Raw genomic sequence first — 19,892 nt, forward strand, 5'->3', positions numbered from 1 at the left:
TCTTGCCCTTGTGACTGCATTTAAAAACAATTAGAATAAAGTAAAGGACTTGCTTTATAAGGGGGTTAACATAATGAGCGAAAGTAATGATAAACCAAAGATCAACTTGGCTGATGCCATCCGCCAGAAGCTGGAACAGAAGAAACAGCAGTCATCCGCTAAACCGGGTTCTTCCTTTCAAGCCGGTTCAGCGAAGCCGCTAAAGAGTCAAAATAACAAGAAGCCAAACAATCAGCGCCGCCGTACAGGTGGTTCTTAGGAATTATGGCATGTGCAAGTCGCATTTCACACTATATTTGAACATAAACGGCTGCGTTATCCCTCACAAGGGGTAACGCAGCCGTTTTGCTATGAACGAATTACTGTTCATTCTTTCAGTTATCTCTTAAGCTTCCACAGGATACATGCGCTGGCGCATTTCCTTAATTTCCGGGTTCTCCAGATATTCATCATAGCTCATCGAGCGGTCGATAACTCCGGTAGGGGTAATCTCGATGATGCGGTTGGCAATCGTCTGGATGAACTGATGGTCATGCGAAGTGAACAAAATGGTTCCGTCGAAATCAATCAGCCCGTTATTCAGCGCCGTGATAGACTCCAGATCCAAGTGGTTGGTAGGCTCATCAAACACTAGCACATTCGCACCGTTCAGCATCATTTTGGCCAGCATACAGCGGACCTTCTCGCCTCCGGACAGGACGCTTGCTTTCTTCAGCGCTTCTTCACCGGCAAACAGCATCCGGCCGAGGAATCCGCGGAGGAAGGTTTCATCCTGATCCTTGGAATATTGGCGCAGCCATTCTACCAGGTTCATGTTTACCCCGTCGAAATAGCTGGAGTTGTCTTTCGGGAAATAGGCCTGGGTTGTTGTTACTCCCCATGCATATTCACCGGCATCCGCTTCCTTCTCACCCATGATGACATCAAACAGCAGTGATTTAGGCTGTGAATATGGACCTACAAAAGCGATCTTATCCCCTTTGTTCACCACAAAGCTGATTTCATCGAGCAGCTTCTCGCCTTCAACGGATTTGCTCAGCCCGCTGATGGTAAGCAGCTGCTTGCCTGCTTCACGTTCCGGCTTGAAGTTGAGGAACGGATATTTCCGGTTGGAGGGACGGATGTCGTCCAAAGTAATTTTCTCCAGCTGCTTCTTACGCGAAGTCGCTTGTTTGGACTTGGAGGCATTGGCCGAGAAACGCTGGATAAATGCCTGCAGCTCCTTCATCTTGTCTTCCTTCTTCTTGTTCGAGTCGCGCTGCAGGGCCTGGGCCAATTGGCTGGACTCATACCAGAAGTCGTAGTTGCCGACATACATTTGAATTTTGCCAAAGTCGATGTCCGCAATATGTGTACATACTTTGTTCAAGAAGTGACGGTCATGGGATACGACGATAACGGTGCCTTCGTAGTCCATAAGGAAGTTCTCCAGCCAGCCGATGGATTCAAGATCCAAATGGTTGGTAGGCTCATCGAGCAGCAGGTTGTTCGGACGTCCGAACAGGGCTTGCGCAAGCAGCACCCGTACCTTTTCGTTGCCGCTGAGTTCGGCCATTTTCTTGTCATGCATTTCACGCATAATGCCCAGACCGATCAGCATGGCCGCCGCATCCGGCTCGGCATCCCAGCCGTTCAGCTCGGCAAATTCGCCTTCAAGCTCACCGGCGCGCAGTCCGTCAGCCTCTGTGAAATCACTTTTGGCGTATAGCGCATCCTTCTCCTTCATGATCTCATAAAGACGGGTATGCCCCATAATTACCGTTTCCAGCACCAAAAATTCATCGTACTCGAAATGGTTCTGCTTCAGTATCGCCAGTCGTTCACCGGGGGTGATATGAACGTCCCCGATATTTGCTTCAATTTCACCGGACAAAATTTTCAGGAACGTCGATTTGCCGGCCCCGTTCGCTCCGATCAAGCCGTAGCAGTTGCCGGGTGTGAATTTTATGTTTACATCCTCAAATAGTGCGCGTTTTCCGTAGCGGAGTGTTACGCCGCTTGTGCTAATCATTAAGCATTACCATCCTTTTCACTTAGGGTTTCGGCTCATTATAGCATAAAATCAAGCAAAAGAGGCCCAAGAAGGAACTGCTTTGCCGTCTTTTTCAAGCAAACTGGACGTTTCCGGGCAAAATACAGAGATCCGTATAGCGTCCAACATCAAATAGGCCGGATTGCGGAAAATCCGTGCTTGCCGCTTGCCCGGCCGGGCTATTGGCGGGAATCACGCTCTTCGGGATGCACCACCAATGTTTCACCGTAACCCAGTGTGCGGATACGCTCTGCACGGATTCCATGAGCCTCGCGGGCCAGCTCCATCCGGTCCAGCGCTTCCCGCGCCGTATCGTCAGCCAGCCGGAAGGTGCCGAAATGCATCGGAATCATCAATTCTGCTCCTACATCTATAAAGGCCTGAACCGCCTCTTCGGGATTCACATGCTGTGAATTCATAAACCACTCCGGCTCGTAAGCCCCGATCGGCATCAGGGCGACATGGAGCTTAAACCGGCTGCCTATCTCCTTAAAGCCCGGAAAGAAGCCGCTGTCTCCGGCAAAATACAGATTCGGCGGAAGCTTCGGCTTTGCTCCGTCCCCCTCCCCTTTCGGGTGTTTGCCGGGATCGGCAGGTTCCAGCACATAGCCGCCCCAATGGGACGAATTGGTATCGAACGGCGTCCGCCGGGTCCAGTGCTGGGTTGGTACAAATGTAAGCTTAACCGCCCCCAGTGTGAGCTCCTCCCACCACTGCATTTCCAGGCAGTTGGCGAAACCTTTGCGCAGCATCTTCCGCTTCAGGCCCACAGGTACAACGAGCGTTGTACCTGTCCGGTATAATTTGCGGATGGAGGCAATATGGAGGTGGTCGTAGTGAGAGTGGGAGATCAGAATCAGATCAACCGGCGGAACCTCACCCAGCGGGATGCCCGGCTGGCCGATCCGTTTCTCAAAGCCGAGCCGCCGCGCCCATATCGGGTCGGTAATAATGTTCATCCCTTCATATTGCAGAAAAAAAGTCGAGTGCCCGATCCAGGTAATCGTGGTCTCCAGCCGGTTCCCGGCCAGATAAGATACCTGCGGCGGATGGTTTGGCACTTTATAGGTATAATCCTTCTTCTTGCGGCGGCGTTCCTCACGCCACTGGCGGAATTCCTTAAGCGTTTTGTCTGTACTGACATTATCGACGTTATTGTATCGGATTTTAGCCATTCCAGCACCTCTCCTTAAAAGGCTTGCCGGAAGAACTACAGGGCAAGCTCAATAGCTTTACTATATGATTCCGCATAGTCATTTGCAAAATTCCAAAGGCAAAGTAGGGCTGCAGTCAACTTGAAAGCAGCGATGAACCTCTGCGCGTCCGGCCAGATGCACCTTACATTTAGTACAAATTTTACCCACTTCCGCCTGGACTTAAGCGGCTGCCCCGGTAACCCTTTTGGATTTGAGGCATGAAATGATGTAAAATGCGGGTAAAGAACACGGCACGAATGCCGTTCAAGGGGGAAGCCTAACGTATGAAGATCACATTTATTGAACCGACTCCAAGTCCAAATACGATGAAGCTTCATCTGGATGAAAGCCTGGAGCCCGGAATACGCCGGACCTATACACCGGAAAGCCAGCGCACCGCGCCCTCCTGGGCACGGGATATGCTGAGCATTCCAGGCGTCACCAGCATTTATCATGCTGCCGATTTCGCCGCGCTTGAACGCAAGGGCAGCGCCGATTGGGCGGCAATCCTCCGCGAGGTGCAGAGTCGTTTCGGCGCTGACGGCCTAAGCGCGGATTTCGACCTCGCTGATGAGAATGCAGGTGCCCACTTCGGAGAATCACAGGTATTCGTGCAGATGTTCCGCGGCATCCCGATTCAGATCCGCGTCAAGACGGGCGCGAGTGAGGAGCGCATCGCCCTTGCCGCCCGTTTCACGCAGGCGGTGACGGATGTGGCCAGCGCCGTGATGATCAAGGAGCGCAAGCTCACCGATTACGGCATGCGTTACGGCGAGCCGGCCGACATTGCGCGCGAGGTGGAGCAGGAGCTGGAAGCGGCGTATCCGCAGGAACGCCTCGACTCGCTCGTGCAGCAGGCCATCGCGCACGGGACCGCCGGCGAGTTCATCGAGCAGCGGCAGAAGAAGGATCAGGCCGAGCTGCTGCGAGACCTGAAGCATGAGGATTGGCGCGTGCGCTACGCCGCGCTGGAGGATCTGGCTCCTACGGCAGAGCTCCTGCCGGAGCTGCGCACGGCGCTGCACGACCCCAAGCTGCAGCTCCGCAGGCTTGCGGTCGTGTACCTGGGCGACCTTCGCACGCCCGAGGCGATGGAGCTGCTCTACGAGGCGATGAGAGACAGCGCCCCGGCGGTGCGGCGCACAGCCGGCGATACGCTCTCCGACATCGGCGATCCGGCAGCAACGCCGGTGATGACGGCGTCGCTGACAGACGCCAGCAAGCTTGTCCGCTGGCGGGCTGCACGTTTCCTCTATGAGGTCGGCACAGCTGAAGCCGAAGAGGCACTGAAGGCGGCAGCGGACGATCCGGAGTTCGAGGTGGGCCTCCAGGCCAGAATGGCGCTGGAACGCATATCCTCCGGTGAAGAAGCTGCCGGAACCGTCTGGCAGCAGATGTCGGAGCGCCGCCGCAACTGACGCCAACATCCCTATATTTGTCATTGCTTGCGATGCCAAGTTGCATTATACTAATTCCTGTTGTGTTCATAGTATAAAGATAGCCTCATCATACCTAAGATGAGGTAGAGGTCGCGAATATTAAGAGTACGCGCGTGGAGACGTTAAAGAGCCGTCTGTGAAACGCCGCCGAAAGGAATATCCGCCGAAGTCTCTGCAGCCGCTCTTGTCAGCTGCAAGACTGGGGCCGTCGCCGAAAGGCACGGAACTGTCACAGTGCACCGCCGGTCAGAAACCGCGGGCCGCCACTGTGTTGCGCTATCTTAACAGGGAGTATGATGCGGAGCTGTAATACAGGAAACCGCAGAATCCGTCTGCGGTTTTTTTTGCGCTTTCAGGATGCCCCCTCCCTTATAAAGGGAAGGCGGCGACTCAGCACTCCCTATTCATGAACAGAAACATGATCATCTGAAGGAGTGTCCTATTCATGCAAGCTAAGCGAGATAAGCAGCAGACTGCGGGTCACGGCAGCTCCCCTGCCCCCACGGCACTGCGCAAAACATTCAAGGCAAGGCATTTAACAATGATCGCCTTAGGCGGCTCAATCGGTACAGGTCTGTTCCTGGCCAGCGGTGGTGCCATCGCCTCATCCGGCCCGGGCGGAGCGCTTCTGGCCTATACAGCGGTTGGTATTATGGTTTATTTCCTGATGACCAGCCTTGGAGAGCTGGCCACCTATCTGCCGGATTCCGGTTCTTTCAGCACCTACGGCACCCGGTTCGTCAGCCCCGCCTTCGGCTTCGCCATTGGTTGGAACTTCTGGTATAACTGGGCGGTTACGATTGCCGCCGAGCTGTCTGCAGCAACCGTCATCATTAAATACTGGTTCCCCGAGAGTTCCTCGATGCTCTGGAGTCTCCTGTTCCTGCTGCTGATGTTCGGCCTGAATTTCCTGTCTTCGCGCGGCTACGGCGAATCGGAATATTGGTTCGCGATTATCAAGATCATCACGGTCATTGTCTTCCTTGGGGTCGGTGTACTCATGATCTTCGGCATCATGGGTGGTGAAGCCGTAGGCTTCAGCAACTTCCAGCTCGGGGGCAGCTCGTTCCACGGCGGCTTCTTCGCCTTTGTCGGTGTGTTTATGGCCGCTGGATTCTCCTTTCAGGGCACGGAGCTGGTCGGTGTTGCCGCGGGTGAGAGCGAGAATCCGCGCCGCAATGTTCCGCTCGCCATCCGTCAGGTATTCTGGCGCATTCTGATTTTCTACATCTTCGCCATTCTCGTGATCGGCCTGCTGATTCCTTACACGAATCCCGATCTGCTGCGGGGCGGCATTGATGATATCGGTGTCAGCCCCTTTACCATCGTCTTCAATAAAGCAGGGCTGGCCATTGCCGCTTCCGTCATGAACGCTGTCATCTTGAGCTCCGTGTTGTCTGCCGGAAACTCCGGGATGTACGCCTCCACCCGCGTCCTGTACGCTATGGCCAAGGACGGCATGGCTCCGCGCGCCCTCGGCAAGCTGAACCGCCGCGGCGTGCCTGTAGGTGCCCTTCTCGTAACCACCGCTGTCGGTATGCTGGCTTTCCTCGCCTCATTCTTCGGCGACGGCGCTGTGTACAACTGGCTGCTTAACGCCTCGGGGATGTGCGGATTTATCAACTGGCTGGGGATTGCCGTCTGCCACTACCGCTTCCGCCGCGCCTTTGTGAAGCAGGGACATTCACTCGATGAGCTGCCTTACAAGGCCAGATGGTTCCCGTTCGGCCCGCTGTTTGCCTTCGCGTTATGTCTGATTGCCGTATTCGGACAGAATATGGGCGCCTTCACAGGTGATTCAATCGACTGGTACGGCATTCTGGTCTCTTATATCAGCCTGCCACTATTCCTCTTGATTTGGCTGGGCTATGGCTGGTTCAGAAAGAGCAGCCTCATCCCTCTCGACAAATGCGATCTCAGCACACACGCAGAGTAGAATCCTTCCTCGATTTATGCGGATTCTACCTGTTACCGCCTGTTCACGCAACAAAGGGATGCTCTTTCGCCAATGGCGAGGAGGCATCCCTTTTCTGTAATTATTATTCCCAAGTCACATATACCTTCAGATCGCCCGTGTTATCGAAGGGCGAGCTGTTGTACGAAAGATGGTCCATTCCAAGCGCGTACAGCTCCTGAAGATCAGTCTTCAGCGATTTCTCGCTGCCGTCATAGCGGAACAACAAGGACGCCTGGCCGGAGGCAATGGCCTGTTTGGCAAGCAGCATTAGCTCTGAGCCGGAGCCCACAATCAAATCCTCCTGATACAGACTGTAGTCAAGCTTCCGCTCAAGCTCCTGATATACAGCCACGTTTGGGCCCCCGCGGCTGATCAGCTCAGACAACGTTTGAGCATAGCCGACAGATGAAGCAGGGTATGACTTGGTCCACTTGTGGTCAAGGCGCATCTGGGCATCGGTTCTCATATAGTAAGCCGTGCTAAGAGCGCCTTCCTTATTTGGCGTCGGATCATCCCAGGTGGTATCCAGGTGGTACCAGCGCCCTTCCAGCTGCACCAGATTCCAGGCATGCGACTGGGCAGCTTTCCCTTCCGCCTTCGCCGTTCCTTCAACGATTTTATTGGGTATCCCCGCGCCCAACAATAGTTTATATGTCAGGAGAGAATAACCCTGGCATACCGCACTGCCGCTCTGAAGTCCTTCATATGCGGTGTATTTGCTGTAGGAGTTATCATACTTCAGATGCAGCACGACCCAATCATGAATAGCTTTTATCTTCTGGTGATTATTCATTCCTGGCAGTATGATCTGCTTCAAGATCTCTTTTACCTGTTTATTTACAAAAGCTGTCTGCTGCAGCGTCTCACGGTATTCCACCTGTACCGTCACATTAGCCGAGCTGCTGCTCCCCCGGTAGGAAAATGCGTAACTGTCAATGGTGTAGTATAGATAAGGGTCGCTGCCCATCGCCTGATCTATCGCACTTTGTACCTGGGCCTTCAGCTTGGACGTCTTCCCCTGATAAGCAAAGGTTATGGTCTCTCTGCGGTTATTCATCGCAGCGGTCAGCTTCTGTGTCATTTCGGTTACCGAGCGCAGCGATGCTGAATCAGCGGCAGCATAAGCCTGCCCCCAGCTCCAATAGAGACCAGGCGGCAACGCAGCAAAAACCAGCATTCCTCCAAGAATAGCCTTCATCAACGGCAGTTGTTTCTTCTTTCCCATATCGCTTCTGTGCCCCCTGCTGTAAGTAATAGCCCACTTATTGGTTTGTACTTTTATAGTAGATGCTGAACATTTGCTCCGTACAACCTTAAACCCCACGTTAGCTTAATTTATTCCGCCAAAAAGCTTCATATTCACTATTATCGGCCCGACATACCCGGAGGATAAGGCCTTTTTTGAGTGAAAGCTCCTATATAAGTTGAACATTAGACTTTCAAGTTCATCTTATATAGAGCACGCAAAAAAACTGCCCCCGCAGATAATCTCTGCCAGGGGGCAGTGTCTCTTCGATTCAATCTATTATTATGCATCATTGGGTCATGGATCGTCAAACCGTTACCAGGTACACTTCTCCCGCTTTCATTTCCAGGACATTCCCTGCCGGCAATAAGGTACCGTCAGGATGCTGTACCTTAAGTTCCTGCTGCTGATAATTCAAGCGGCAAATCCCATCCCGGCTGGTAGCAATGACCGCAGAAACCAGCTTATGGTTCCTCCATTCGATATCCAGCTCATAGCCGCCCCGGGCCCTAAGTCCTTTGACGCTTCCGTTCTTCCAAGCGTCCGGCAGTGCGGGAAGCAAGCTGATTTCACCCAGATGACTCTGCAGCAGCATTTCTGCGATGCCGGCAGCCGCACCGAAATTCCCGTCAATCTGAAAAGGCGGATGGGCATCAAACAGGTTAGGATAAGCCGAGCGGGACAGAAGCGTGCGGACAAAGCCGTAAGCGGCCTCTCCATCCTTCAACCGTGCGTAAAGGTTAATCAGCCAAGCGCAGCTCCAGCCGGTATGTCCGCCTCCCGAGGCGATCCGTTTCTGCAGTGATAAGCGGCTTGCCTCCAACAGCTCTGGAGTATCCCGCACATTGATGAACTCTCCCGGATATAGTCCATACAAATGCGATACATGACGGTGTCCCGGTTCCGATTCGGCGAAATCCTCGTTCCACTCCTGCAGACGTCCGTCATTGCTGATCTTGAGCGGAGACAGCCGGGAGAGCGCCTCTTCCAGCTGCTGCTGAAACTCGGAATCCACGCCCAGAATCCGCATAGCATGGAGGCAATGCTCAAATAGTTCGCGGATTAAGCTCATATCCATCGCGGAGCCCATCGAGACACTGCACGGCTGGCCATCTTTCGTCATAAACCGGTTTTCCGGCGAAGTGGACGGGTTCGTAACCAGAAGACCGTCCGGACCTTCCACCAGCCAGTCAAGGCAGAACAATGCTGCCCCTTTCATGAGCGGGTAAGCAGTCTCCGCCAGATAAGCAGCATCAGGATTAAAGCTGTAATGTTCCCACAAATGGCGGCACAGCCACACGCCGCCCATCGGCCAGAATGCCCAGCTGGCATCTCCGCCTGAAGGAGAAGAACTGCGCCACAGATCAACATTATGGTGGGCTACCCAGCCGCGGGCTCCGTAATGAACTGCCGCCGTCCGGGCTCCCGTTTCACTGACCTCCCGGATCATATCGATCAGAGGTTCATGGAGTTCGCTTAGATTGCCAACCTCGGCCAGCCAATAATTCATTTGGGTATTGATATTGGTTGTATAATTGCTGTTCCATGGCGGTGTCAGATGGTGGTTCCAAATCCCCTGTAAATTGGCAGCCTGCGTGCCGGTACGGGAGCTTCCCATCAGCAGATAGCGGCCATATTGAAACAGCAGCGCTTCAAGTGCAGGATCTTCCTGTCCCGCCTTATACTTCATGAGCCTCTCATCAGTGGGTAATCCGTCTCTCTCCCGCCCTCCGAGATCCATGTCGACCCGGCGGAAGATTCGTTTGTGATCCTCTGTATGACGATTCCGCAGATCTTCATAGGACTTGGCAGCTGCTGCCGCCAGTCTTGCTTCGCAGCTCTCTGCCGGGCTCAGAATGTTTCCATTCCTTGCGGTGCTGCGCTTCTTGAGATGTGACGCTTTGCTTCTCAGCTCTTCATAATCGGTGCCGGCAGCAAGAAGCAGCTGCACACTATCCGCCCCTGATATAACAAGTTTGCCATCTGCATACTCTACGCTTCCTCCTGTGAGAATTACCTGCAGGTGAAGCTCAAACGTTAGACCCAGCCCATCCTCATATAGAATGGCACCCGGATGATCCTTATGATAATTATCCGCAATATGTGTAGGACAGCTTCCCTTAAGGACAAGCCCGTTTTCTCCTTTTGGCTCCACGGAGTGCTTCAGCAGGCTGTCCAAAGAGAGTGCAAGCTGAAGGCCACCCTTAACACTGCTCTTGGCCTGAATGACACATACACCGTCAGGTGCACTGATCCAAGCTTCGCGGGTAAATTCCCCCGTCTCCGTATGATAGGACACTTTGGCAATCCCGCTGTCCAGATCCAGCTCACGCTGATAATGACTGAAATTCTCCGCACCGTCATGCTCCAGGTAAAGATCTCCCAGCGGCAGATAGGCCTGCGTATTTACGCCTAGCATGCGGGCGTTAATAGTTGCTTCAGCTTCCGCATAACGGCCTTCCGTTACCAGTCCGCGCACTCTTTTCAAATATCGGAGCGCTTCATAATTGTTGGTATCCCGGGGAAAGCCGGACCATAACGTGTCCTCATTCAGCTGAATTTGTTCCCTGGCTGTGCCGCCGAATACCATAGCACCCATGTGTCCGTTGCCAAGCGGCAGCGCTTCTTCCCAGATTGCCGCAGGCTGGTTGTATATTAATTTCCAAGGATGCTCCTTGAGCTCTTCCTTCATTTACTTGCCCTCCCCATGAGTTCAAAATACAGCAAAAGACCCTGACGAATGTCGGGTCCTTGCTGTTGCATTAGTTTTGTTTAACAAGGAGAATTGCTGCCTACAAATCTTTTCCAGTCCACAGGGATACTCTCTTTTTCACGAGTTCTGTAAACTCTTTTTCCATATCCTGAGCACCTGCTTTGTCCAGCTCAGCAAGGAATGCATCGTATACTTTATCGAAGTCAGCCGGTTTAGACAGGATCGCTTCTGGAATACGTTTGCGAACGATATCTCGAGTCTTATTAAAGATTACCTGGTATTGACCGTCAGTTGGAACAGGCATGTTGTACAAAGCGCCAGTTTCTTTGACTGGAAATTCATCTTCTTTAGGGAACAGATCTTTCCATGTTGTAGCATTGTAGCCTTTGAGCGATTCCTTCTCAGCTTCGGAGTAAGCAGCTACGATTTCTTCCGGGAAGGTTGCAGTGTAATAGTTGCCAGTAGGATCCTTCACACCATCGCCATAACGTGCACCGAAGATCAGATATTGCCCGACACCAGTTTCTTTAGCAAAATTAGCGGCATCATTGGCTTTTCTGTCTGAAATTTCAGCTGGAACTTCACGCTTGCCATCTGCATTTACAGTGTAATGCTTGCCTTCAACCCCCCAGCTTCTCAAAACCTGGCCTTCATCGGAAGACATCCAGTCCAGCCATTTGATGATCCGGACAGGATCTTTAGCTGCAGTTGTAATCGCAAGACCATAGCCGTCGATACCTGTTGACATGAAAGAATGATCTTTATACTCTTCGGACAGGGTTACAGGGAAGTGCGCATAAGTGTACTCATCTTTACCGGCTGCTTTCAGAGCATTTTCACCATCCTGGTATTCCCATTCCTGGGAGATAAGACCAAGCACACGGCCGCTGGCCACTTTGGCCTTATATTGGTCGTCTTTTTGTACGAAGGTATCTTTATCAAGCAGACCTTGATTGTACATGCCGTTCAACCAACGGAAATATTCTTTTTCTTCAGGGCGTTTGTAGTGAAGTTTTGCTTCGTAAGTTTCCGGATCGACATAATATTCACCATCATCCGGTGCCCCTGTTGTAGTGAAGGCAGGGTTCGTAACCGTGATCATGATCTTCCAGTCATCGGCATTCAGCGTAAGCGGAATCGTAGGCTGTCCATCGGTTTCTGGATGCAGCGCCACATAATCCTTCAGCACTTTTTCATAGTCGGCTAAGGTTCTCACTTTAGGATAGCCTAGTTCCTTCAGTACGCGGTGTTGAATTTCAAATCCGCCTGTTGCGTCGAAGGATTGCTGGCCGACCCCCATGTTCGTAGGAATTTGATAGATACTCTGGTCATCCAGGCTGTATTTCAGACGATTCATGTTATCGCCATATACTTTTTTCAGGTTCGGAGCATATTTATCAATTAGGTCGGTCAGATCAATAACCAGACCGGCATCTACCAGGATACTAAGATTTCCTTTGGCGAAGATCAAATCAGGAACATCTTCGCTGGCAGCCATCATAGGGATTTTTTGATCGCCGCCGCCGCTGCCTACATCAAACTCTGCATTAATCGTTACACCAGTTTTCTCAGTAATTACTTTACCCACTTCATCCTGCATTTTGTTCCAGTTTGGACTGGCATCCCCACCAAAGAATGAGATAGTAAAAGGGCTTGTATCCATAGCAGTATCGTCTGCAGCATTGTTGCCGGTGTTTTTCGCCCCATTGTCGGCAGGAGTGTTGATAACATTTTTGTTGTTGTTGCCGCCGCCACAGCCTGCGATCAGCATAGAACTCATGAGCATGAGCGTAAAAGCAGTCTTAATGCTCTTGCTTTTCATTTGTGTATCCCCCTTGATAATTTGTATTAGTTCATCTATGCATATCAGGTTAAACCTGTATATACCATTGTTAGCGCTTGCAAATACGATATAATAATAAATCCAATCCAGCGCTTTCATTTGACGGATAAGCCAGGACGTAATTCTGCTTGGCAATTTTCCTGCCAGAAATACGTCCCTCTTATCCTAGCCCTGTCTAGCAGGGATTAGGCTTTTACAGCTCCCAGTGTCATACCATTTACGAAATACTTCTGCAGGAAAGGATACACTACAAGAATAGGTACCGTTACTACAATGGTGATAGCCATCTTGATGGACTCTGGTGAAATTTGCGCCATTTGCTGGGCCAAATCGTTGGCATTAGCCATGCCGCTGCCCTGGTTCGTACTCGACAGAACCTTCATCAGCTCATACTGGAGTGTCGTTAGATGCGGCTTGTTACCATTATACAGATAGGTTGTGAACCATTCATTCCATTGTCCTACCGACAGGAAGAGTGCGATTGTTGCAAGCACCGGCTTACAGAGCGGCAAGATGATTTTGTAGAAAATCAGGAAGTCATTGGCTCCGTCCAGCTTAGCGGACTCTTGCAGGGCGTATGGCAGACCATCCATAAAGGAACGGATGACGAATACGTTGAACGCAGAAACCGCACCCGGCAAAATGTAGATCCAGAATGTTCCGATCAGATTTAAATCTTTCATCAGAATGTACATAGGCACCATACCGCCGGAGAAGTACATGGTCAGTGCCAGGAATACCGAAACAAATTTTCTTGCCCGGAAATCCGGACGGCTGAGCGTAAACGCCAGCATGGCAGAGCTTGCAAGACCGAGAATTGTACCGGAAACGGTCCGCAATATCGAGATTTTGAAACCCTGAATCAGACCTGTATAACTGAAGATCCGTTCGTAGTTCTCAAGCGTCCAGGCTCTCGGGAAGATATATATGCCGCCTCTAACGGTGTCTGTAGATTCATTGAAGGAAATCGCCAGCACGTTCAGGAAGGGATATAGAGTCACAATCATGACCAACCCTAGTAAGATGTACAAGAAGATGTCGAATACACGTTCAGACTTTGACATTTGAAAAGCTTTGCTGCTCACTTAAGATCCCCTCCTTACATGATGCTTTCTTTAGTAATTTTCTTCATTACACCGTTAGCGACAAGCAGCAAGATCACACTGACTACTGAGGTGAACATACTGATTGCGGTACCATAGGAGAAGCGTCCTATTTGAATACCATATTTAAGCGCATACAAATCCAGTACTTCCGAATAATCGGTAACAAGGTTATTCTGCAGCTGGAACTGTTTCTCAAAACCGATACCGACAAGGTGTCCAATGGACATAATCAGCAGGACTGTAATAGTTGTCCGGATACCAGGCAATGTAATGTTGAACATTTGCTTGATTCTTCCGGCCCCGTCCACTTTTGCCGCTTCATACAGCTCTTTATCGATCCCTGTAATCGCTGCCAGATAGATGATCGCATTCCAGCCAGTTTCTTTCCATATATCGGCTGCAGTTAAAATCCCCCAGAAATATTTACCTTTAGCCATGAACTGGATTGGCTCATCAATGACATTAAGCCAGATCAGCAAATCGTTCACGATCCCTCCGTCGATCGCGAGTGTCTTGTAGACAATCCCGCCTACCACGACCCAGGATACAAAGTGAGGCAGGTAAGATACAGTCTGAACTGTTCTTTTGAAGACGTTTCCCCGCAGCTCATTAAGCAAAACTGCGAACAAGATCGGAACAATGAAACCAAATACCAATCCCAAACCGCTCATTGCAAGCGTGTTTCTTAGCACAAGGTAGAAGCGTTCATCATGGAAAAGCTCCTTGAAGTTATCCAATCCAACCCACTTCTGATCCCCAAACGACTTGGCCGGTTTATATTTCTGAAATGCCATCAACCATCCCCATAAGGGCACATAGCTGAAAATGAATACCCAGATCACGAATGGAAGAGACATCAGATACAAGTACTTTTGCTGCAGTACGCTTTTCCAAAATCCGCTATTCCGTTTCGTAGGTGGGTTGGGGGTTACGCTTTCATTTGCTGTAACACCGTTTTCAGTGAGCGCTTTCACGTTCAATATTCCCCCTTCGTTTTTATATTCATATCATACCGCACCCAAATGTAAGCGAATACCCGACAGATTTCACGTAAAATCCTGTGTAAATTAGACATTCAACAACCTGCTATTTGAAATCGCTATCACCCGGAATGGAAAAGTAAATTTTTGTGCCCTTCCCTTCCTCGCTTTCGATATTCAGTCCATGCTTCTCCCCGTAATACAAGACCAGTCTCTGGTGCACATTGCGCAGACCGATCCGGCTTCGCTGCTCTTCCTCAGCTTGGGCAATTACCGTCAAAATTTCGGATAGCCGCTTCTCTGTCATCCCTGCACCGTCATCTGCCACAAGCACTTGTATTTCACCATCAGACAAAACGACACTTACCCGCACGTTAACCGTTCCTTCTTTATTCTCCAGTCCGTGGACAACAGAATTCTCCACCAGCGGCTGGATGATCAGCGGCGGAATCAGGATATCGGAGGTTTGGGCGTCGAAATCAATTTCAAACATCAGCCTGTCCTCATACCGGAATTTCTGAATCTCCAGATAGGAGCGGATCATTTCAATCTCTTCCTTCATCGGCGCACGTTCTCTGCCTACCTCCAGATTTTTGCGCATAAGCTTTCCGAGAAGTCTGACGATATTGGCGATCTCCTTCTCTCCCTTAAGATGGGCATTCATCCGGATGGACTCCAGGGCATTAAACAGGAAATGCGGGTGAATCTGGCTGGCCATCATTTTCAATTTAATTTCTCTCTGGGCGATTTCCAGTTTATTATTCTTCTCATTGCTCTCTATCACTTGAGCGATCAGCCGGTTTATGCTTCCCACCATATAGTTAAACTGCCGTGACAGCTGTCCTATTTCGTCGGTCCCATCGATATGAGAGACTACGTTCAGGTTGCCTAAGGCCACCTGATTCAGTTGGCGGCTGAGCCGGAGCAGGCGGTTGGTCGTCAATAAAGAAATGGTATAGACAAGCACCAGCGCAACAAGCAGCACTCCGACGATGATCACCAGCCCAAGAACGCTCACTTTATTCGCACTGCTAAGAATGCTGCTTCGCTCAAATACGGTAATCACCTTCAGTTGGCTGATGCTAAACGAAGGAGTCATCTCATCGACAATAACATAGGAATCTTCGCCCTTTACCATGGTTCTAAACACGCCTTTAGTTTTCGTACTCAAGTCTATATCGATATCAAAGGCATCCAGCGTAGTCCCCACCAGCTCCGGGTTCTTGGCGGCAGTAATATATCCCTGCTCATCTGTAATAAGCGTTTCAAAGGGCTCCTGGTACAGCATTCCATTCAGCTCATCGGGATTTACCTGCACCATTAATACACCGGGTTTTTTGTACTCCGAATAAGGCACCTGCCGGATGAGGCTTAACTTATTAATCGTTCCTTTTTCACTGGTTTCATATTTTTCCTTGTCGGGGATATACAGCCAGTGTATTCCTTTGGTCCCCACAACCTTCTGATACCATGATCTGGATTCAATCTCCGGAGTCAGGGGAGCGATAGACATATTATCAACTAGCGTCTGGTTATCAATGAAGAAACGGATGTTGGAGAGTTCGCGATACTGCAATATATAATCCTTGAAATCTGTAAAGTTTATATAAGCCTTCGTCAGCTCCAGGATGCTGGGATACTGCGTAGTGACAAGGGTCTTGAAATCGCCGTCGAAATAGAGCAGATTCGAAATATCCGTGGGAACCCGCAGTTTGCTTGCCATTTGACTTTTGATTTTCTCCAAATTATTGGTTGCCTGGTCAATGGCTCTGTCCAAGGCAGCCCCGCGAAAATACCCGGTTAGGGCAATGCCTATAATCAGTACAGGAATCATAACGACTACAATGTAGAACAGAATGAACTTATATTTCAGCTTCATGTTATTGATCATCCGCACTAGATTTTTCACAACGTTCCCTCCTCTCCTAATCTGTTCACCCGAATCATGGCAAACAGGCCGCTCCCTCATCTGCCGCAGATAGGGAACAGCCTGTCTATCATAATGCTCACGTTGATCGTTCGGCAAGTGCGCTGGCCAAGATTAATTATCCTTGCGGTAGGCGGTTGGGGATACCCCGACGTATTTGCGGAACTTGGCGTTAAAATAATCGGAATTCATATACCCGACTCTTTCAGCAACTTCATACACCTTCATGCCCTGTGTCAGAAATTGCTTCGCTTTCTCAATTCTCACCTTATCCAGATAGGTATTAAAATGTTCGCCCATCTGGTTCTTGAACATTTTGCCCAGATAGGCGCTATTATAATTAAATATTTGCGCAAGCATCCCCAGCTTCAAGTTCTCATTGTAGCGGCGCTGGATCAAATCGGTGATCCGTTTAATCTCATCGCCCTTTCCGCCACTGTTCATCTGCTTCGAAATTTGCTCAAGGTAGTTCCCGGCCATATTCTCGATATCGCTCAGATAATAACTGCTGTACACTTCCCCCGTGGGAGAAGGATTGCCCGCAATAAAGGAACGGATGTCTGGGGTAGCTGCCTCCAGGCGGGCAACCGTACTGCTCATGATCCGGATCAGATTATCTTTGATATACGTCTCATTGCGTTTTATAGCAACAAGTTTGCGGATGATCTGCCCGACCAGCGCCTGAATGGCTTCATTACTCCCGGTTTCAATCGCAAGCAGCAGTTCCATCTCTTCATCGCGTTCCAATTCCTCAATGTCTTCAGTCTCTTCGATCCGAACCAGCCATTCATCTGGCTGTCCGCTCAGAAGAATTTCCCTGCGTCCGAAAAAAGCTGCCTCCAGCAGCTCGCGGGCTGCGGAAAAAGACTGGCTTGCCAGCTGAGGATCGGCAACTCCGCCTCCGGAAGCGGCATAAAAATCCAATCCCTCTTTGGAAATAACTCTATTGAGGTCATTCCACAATGCTGTGCGGGCATCCCCGTCCTTGAGCGGTTCCTTCAACAGGATTCCCATATATGGAGGCAAGGTGAAGAACAATGCTTCCTCTGCCGGCCAATGCTGCTCCAGCAAGCTGCGTACACGATCTTCACTTCCGTCTTCGCCTTTCTGCGCCTGTTTCAGCTCAAGCAGTACAATTTCACAGCTCCACCCCGTAAGCCCTAGTCCGGCTGCTGATTCTGCCGTGTCAAAACCATTCTCGCGCGGCTGAAGCAGCTCGCGCAGCAGCGCTTCATTGCCGCGTACCGGGAAATCCATCTGAAGCTGGCTCAATTGCTCCTCCTGGCTTATCGTGACACGCAGATCATGAAGATAGGAGATCAATTCCTCTTCGTCGACCGGCTTCAGCAAATATCCGTCAATATGATAGGAGATCGCCCGTTTGGCATATTCGAAGTCAGCATGACCGCTAAGAATAATCACATGGCAGTTAGCGTTTTCTTTGCGCAGCTCATTAATCAGCTCCAGGCCGTCCATTCCCGGCATGCGAATATCTGCGACAATTAGCTTGGGAGCAAAGCTATGGAACTTATCAAGCGCCTCGAATCCGTTTGCCGCCGTCGCCACTACGGTGTAACCCAGCTCCTCCCAAGAGATTAGTGTACGCATCCCCTCCCTCAGCTTGGGCTCGTCATCTACAATCAGCACTTTTATCATTAGTCTTCAGCCCCTAAGAAGCGTAGTTCCGTAAGGACAGCTCAAGCGCTGCCCTATCGGGTATCGCGGGCAGATCGCCAGCCCCATTCTTGCAAGCCCAGTTATTTCCGGTATGTAGCCAGTTTATCATTCAATTCGCGGGTCTGGCCGTATACGTCCTGGTAAATACTGAATAATCCATCATAGACCGCAACTTGCCCGGCATTCGGCTTAAACACTTCTGCAGGACGGATGAATGCTTCTGCACATGCACCAAGGGAAGGGAACCAGCCGCTGCCGTAGGCAGCCAGCATTGCCGCACCCATAGCCGGGCCCTGTTCACTCTCCAGCTTGATAATCGACGCATTGAAAATATCAGCCTGCATTTGCAGCCAGGCCTCATTCTTCGCACCGCCGCCGATCGCCACAATCTCTGTAATTTCCTTACCCGATTCACGCACAATTTCAATCGACTCGCGCAGGGAGAACGTAATTCCTTCCAAGACCGAACGGGTGAAGTGGGACAAGGTATGGCCGGAGTCCATGCCGATGAAGCTGCCGCGGATATTTGCATCCGGATGAGGCGTGCGTTCACCAACGATGTACGGTGTGAACAACAGCCCGCCGCTTCCAGCCGGCACATCGTTTACACCTTTCAGCAATTCGTCAAAGCTCTTCTCCGCCGCAAAGGTTTCTTTGAACCAGGTAAGACTATGTCCCGCAGCAAGAGTAACGCCCATAATATAATAGGCATCCTTCTCCCCGTGATTAAAGAAATGGACCTTACCTTCCAGATTAAGATCCTTGTTGCTCTCATAGGAGAGGACCACACCGGAAGTGCCGATGCTGCACATCGTCCTGCCTTCACCCAGAATACCGGCGCCGAGCGCGCCGCAGGCGTTATCCGCACCGCCGGCAAATACCTTAGTGGATGTCAGAAGGCCGGAGGCTTCAGCAATCTCAGGCAGCAGCGTTCCCGTCAGTTCGAAGGACTCTACCAGTCTAGGGCACAGCGAGACCGGAAGTGAGAAAGCTTCGGCAATTTCCGTACTCCACTGCTTCGCACCTACGTCCAGCAGCAATGTACCCGCCGCGTCGGAATAATCCATCGCATAATCACCGGTTAGACGGAAACGCACGTAATCCTTCGGCAGAAGGAACTGGTGCGCTTGCGCCAGCACCTCTGGCTCATTCTCCTGAACCCACAGGATTTTGGGCAGTGTGAACCCTTCCAAGGCGCGGTTTCTGGCAATGTTGATCAGCTTTGTTCCCAGTTTCTTCTCTATTGTACGGCATTGTGCTGTAGTGCGGGTGTCATTCCAGAGAATTGCCGGACGCAGCACATTACCTTCGCTGTCCACCAGCACCAGACCATGCATTTGCCCCGAAAAGCTGATGCCGTCCACTTGCGAAGGATCTACACCAGACACCTCGATCAGACGGCGGAGGCTAACCAGCGTTCCTTTCACCCAGTCCTCGGGATTCTGTTCACTCCAGTTCGGCTGGGGTCTGCTAAGCGGGTAGGCTTCGGAATGCTCGAAGGCCACCTTTCCCTGCGGATCAACCAATACAGTCTTTACCGCACTGGTCCCCAGGTCTACACCGATTACATATTTCATATTGATCCTCCTAAAAGTTTTGCGAGCTTTTGCTTCTGGGATTTCACTCCGAGCAAAACTCGCTTCGTAAGCATCCGCTAAAAGTTATATGAAGAAACATCATTTACAAGAAAAGGGGCTGCCGAAGAATGCTCTCTTCAGCAACCCCCGTTGCGTTAATATCGGCTGAACTAAAGTCTGAGCCGTAAGCTCAAGCCCT

13 protein-coding genes and 1 riboswitch are annotated in these 19,892 nt (G+C 50.8%); of the genes, 3 read left to right on the forward strand and 10 right to left on the reverse strand.

Annotated features, from left to right (window positions below):
• Positions 1-73 precede the first annotated feature (73 nt).
• Positions 74-259 carry a hypothetical protein gene (locus H70357_RS29390; protein ID WP_038596607.1) on the forward strand — a complete coding sequence of 62 codons (186 nt, stop codon included), beginning with the start codon at positions 74-76 and terminating at the stop codon, positions 257-259.
• 126 nt (positions 260-385) lie between these two features.
• Here the strand turns inward: H70357_RS29390 and H70357_RS29395 are convergent, their stop codons facing one another.
• Both H70357_RS29395 and H70357_RS29400 read right to left on the reverse strand, forming a co-directional pair.
• Entirely contained in the window at positions 386-2,011 is a 1,626-nt protein-coding gene (locus H70357_RS29395; RefSeq protein WP_038596609.1) for an ABC-F family ATP-binding cassette domain-containing protein, read from the reverse strand.
• Between the two features lie 200 nt (positions 2,012-2,211).
• On the reverse strand, positions 2,212-3,207 hold the full coding sequence (locus H70357_RS29400) for an MBL fold metallo-hydrolase (protein WP_038596611.1): 996 nt from the start codon (positions 3,205-3,207) through the stop codon (positions 2,212-2,214).
• Positions 3,208-3,512: 305 nt separating this feature from the next.
• On the opposite strand from H70357_RS29400, the gene H70357_RS29405 reads away from it, so the two are divergent.
• Positions 3,513-4,646: a virulence factor gene (locus H70357_RS29405; protein ID WP_038596613.1), complete on the forward strand. Its 1,134-nt coding sequence runs from the start codon at positions 3,513-3,515 to the stop codon at positions 4,644-4,646.
• A gap of 97 nt (positions 4,647-4,743) precedes the next feature.
• A riboswitch (Lysine riboswitch) is annotated at positions 4,744-4,954 on the forward strand.
• 158 nt (positions 4,955-5,112) lie between these two features.
• On the forward strand, positions 5,113-6,603 hold the full coding sequence (locus H70357_RS29410; protein ID WP_052092322.1) for an amino acid permease: 1,491 nt from the start codon (positions 5,113-5,115) through the stop codon (positions 6,601-6,603).
• Between the two features lie 103 nt (positions 6,604-6,706).
• Here H70357_RS29410 and H70357_RS29415 read toward each other — a convergent pair whose 3' ends face one another.
• From H70357_RS29415 to xylB, 8 genes are all read right to left on the reverse strand, one after another.
• Positions 6,707-7,849: a transglutaminase domain-containing protein gene (locus tag H70357_RS29415; RefSeq protein WP_038596615.1), complete on the reverse strand. Its 1,143-nt coding sequence runs from the start codon at positions 7,847-7,849 to the stop codon at positions 6,707-6,709.
• Positions 7,850-8,177: 328 nt separating this feature from the next.
• Complete coding sequence (locus tag H70357_RS29420; RefSeq protein WP_038596617.1) at positions 8,178-10,562, reverse strand: glycoside hydrolase family 95 protein; 2,385 nt, start codon at positions 10,560-10,562, stop codon at positions 8,178-8,180.
• Positions 10,563-10,662: 100 nt separating this feature from the next.
• The gene (locus H70357_RS29425; RefSeq protein WP_038596620.1) at positions 10,663-12,405 is read right to left on the reverse strand and encodes an ABC transporter substrate-binding protein; all 1,743 of its coding nucleotides are present in this window, start codon (positions 12,403-12,405) and stop codon (positions 10,663-10,665) included.
• Positions 12,406-12,611: 206 nt separating this feature from the next.
• Positions 12,612-13,511 (reverse strand): carbohydrate ABC transporter permease, encoded by a 900-nt coding sequence (locus H70357_RS29430; protein WP_197073626.1) that lies wholly within the window; start codon positions 13,509-13,511, stop codon positions 12,612-12,614.
• 14 nt (positions 13,512-13,525) lie between these two features.
• Entirely contained in the window at positions 13,526-14,512 is a 987-nt protein-coding gene (locus tag H70357_RS29435) for an ABC transporter permease (RefSeq protein ID WP_156130960.1), read from the reverse strand.
• Positions 14,513-14,618: 106 nt separating this feature from the next.
• Complete coding sequence (locus H70357_RS29440; protein ID WP_038600814.1) at positions 14,619-16,403, reverse strand: sensor histidine kinase; 1,785 nt, start codon at positions 16,401-16,403, stop codon at positions 14,619-14,621.
• A 150-nt stretch (positions 16,404-16,553) separates the two neighbouring features.
• The gene (locus H70357_RS29445) at positions 16,554-18,095 is read right to left on the reverse strand and encodes a response regulator transcription factor (protein WP_038596624.1); all 1,542 of its coding nucleotides are present in this window, start codon (positions 18,093-18,095) and stop codon (positions 16,554-16,556) included.
• A 101-nt stretch (positions 18,096-18,196) separates the two neighbouring features.
• Positions 18,197-19,693 (reverse strand): xylulokinase, encoded by a 1,497-nt coding sequence (gene xylB, locus H70357_RS29450; protein ID WP_038596627.1) that lies wholly within the window; start codon positions 19,691-19,693, stop codon positions 18,197-18,199.
• Positions 19,694-19,892: the final 199 nt, after the last annotated feature.

It is taken from the genome of Paenibacillus sp. FSL H7-0357, from assembly GCF_000758525.1.
Taxonomy (GTDB): Bacteria; Bacillota; Bacilli; order Paenibacillales; family Paenibacillaceae; genus Paenibacillus_AQ.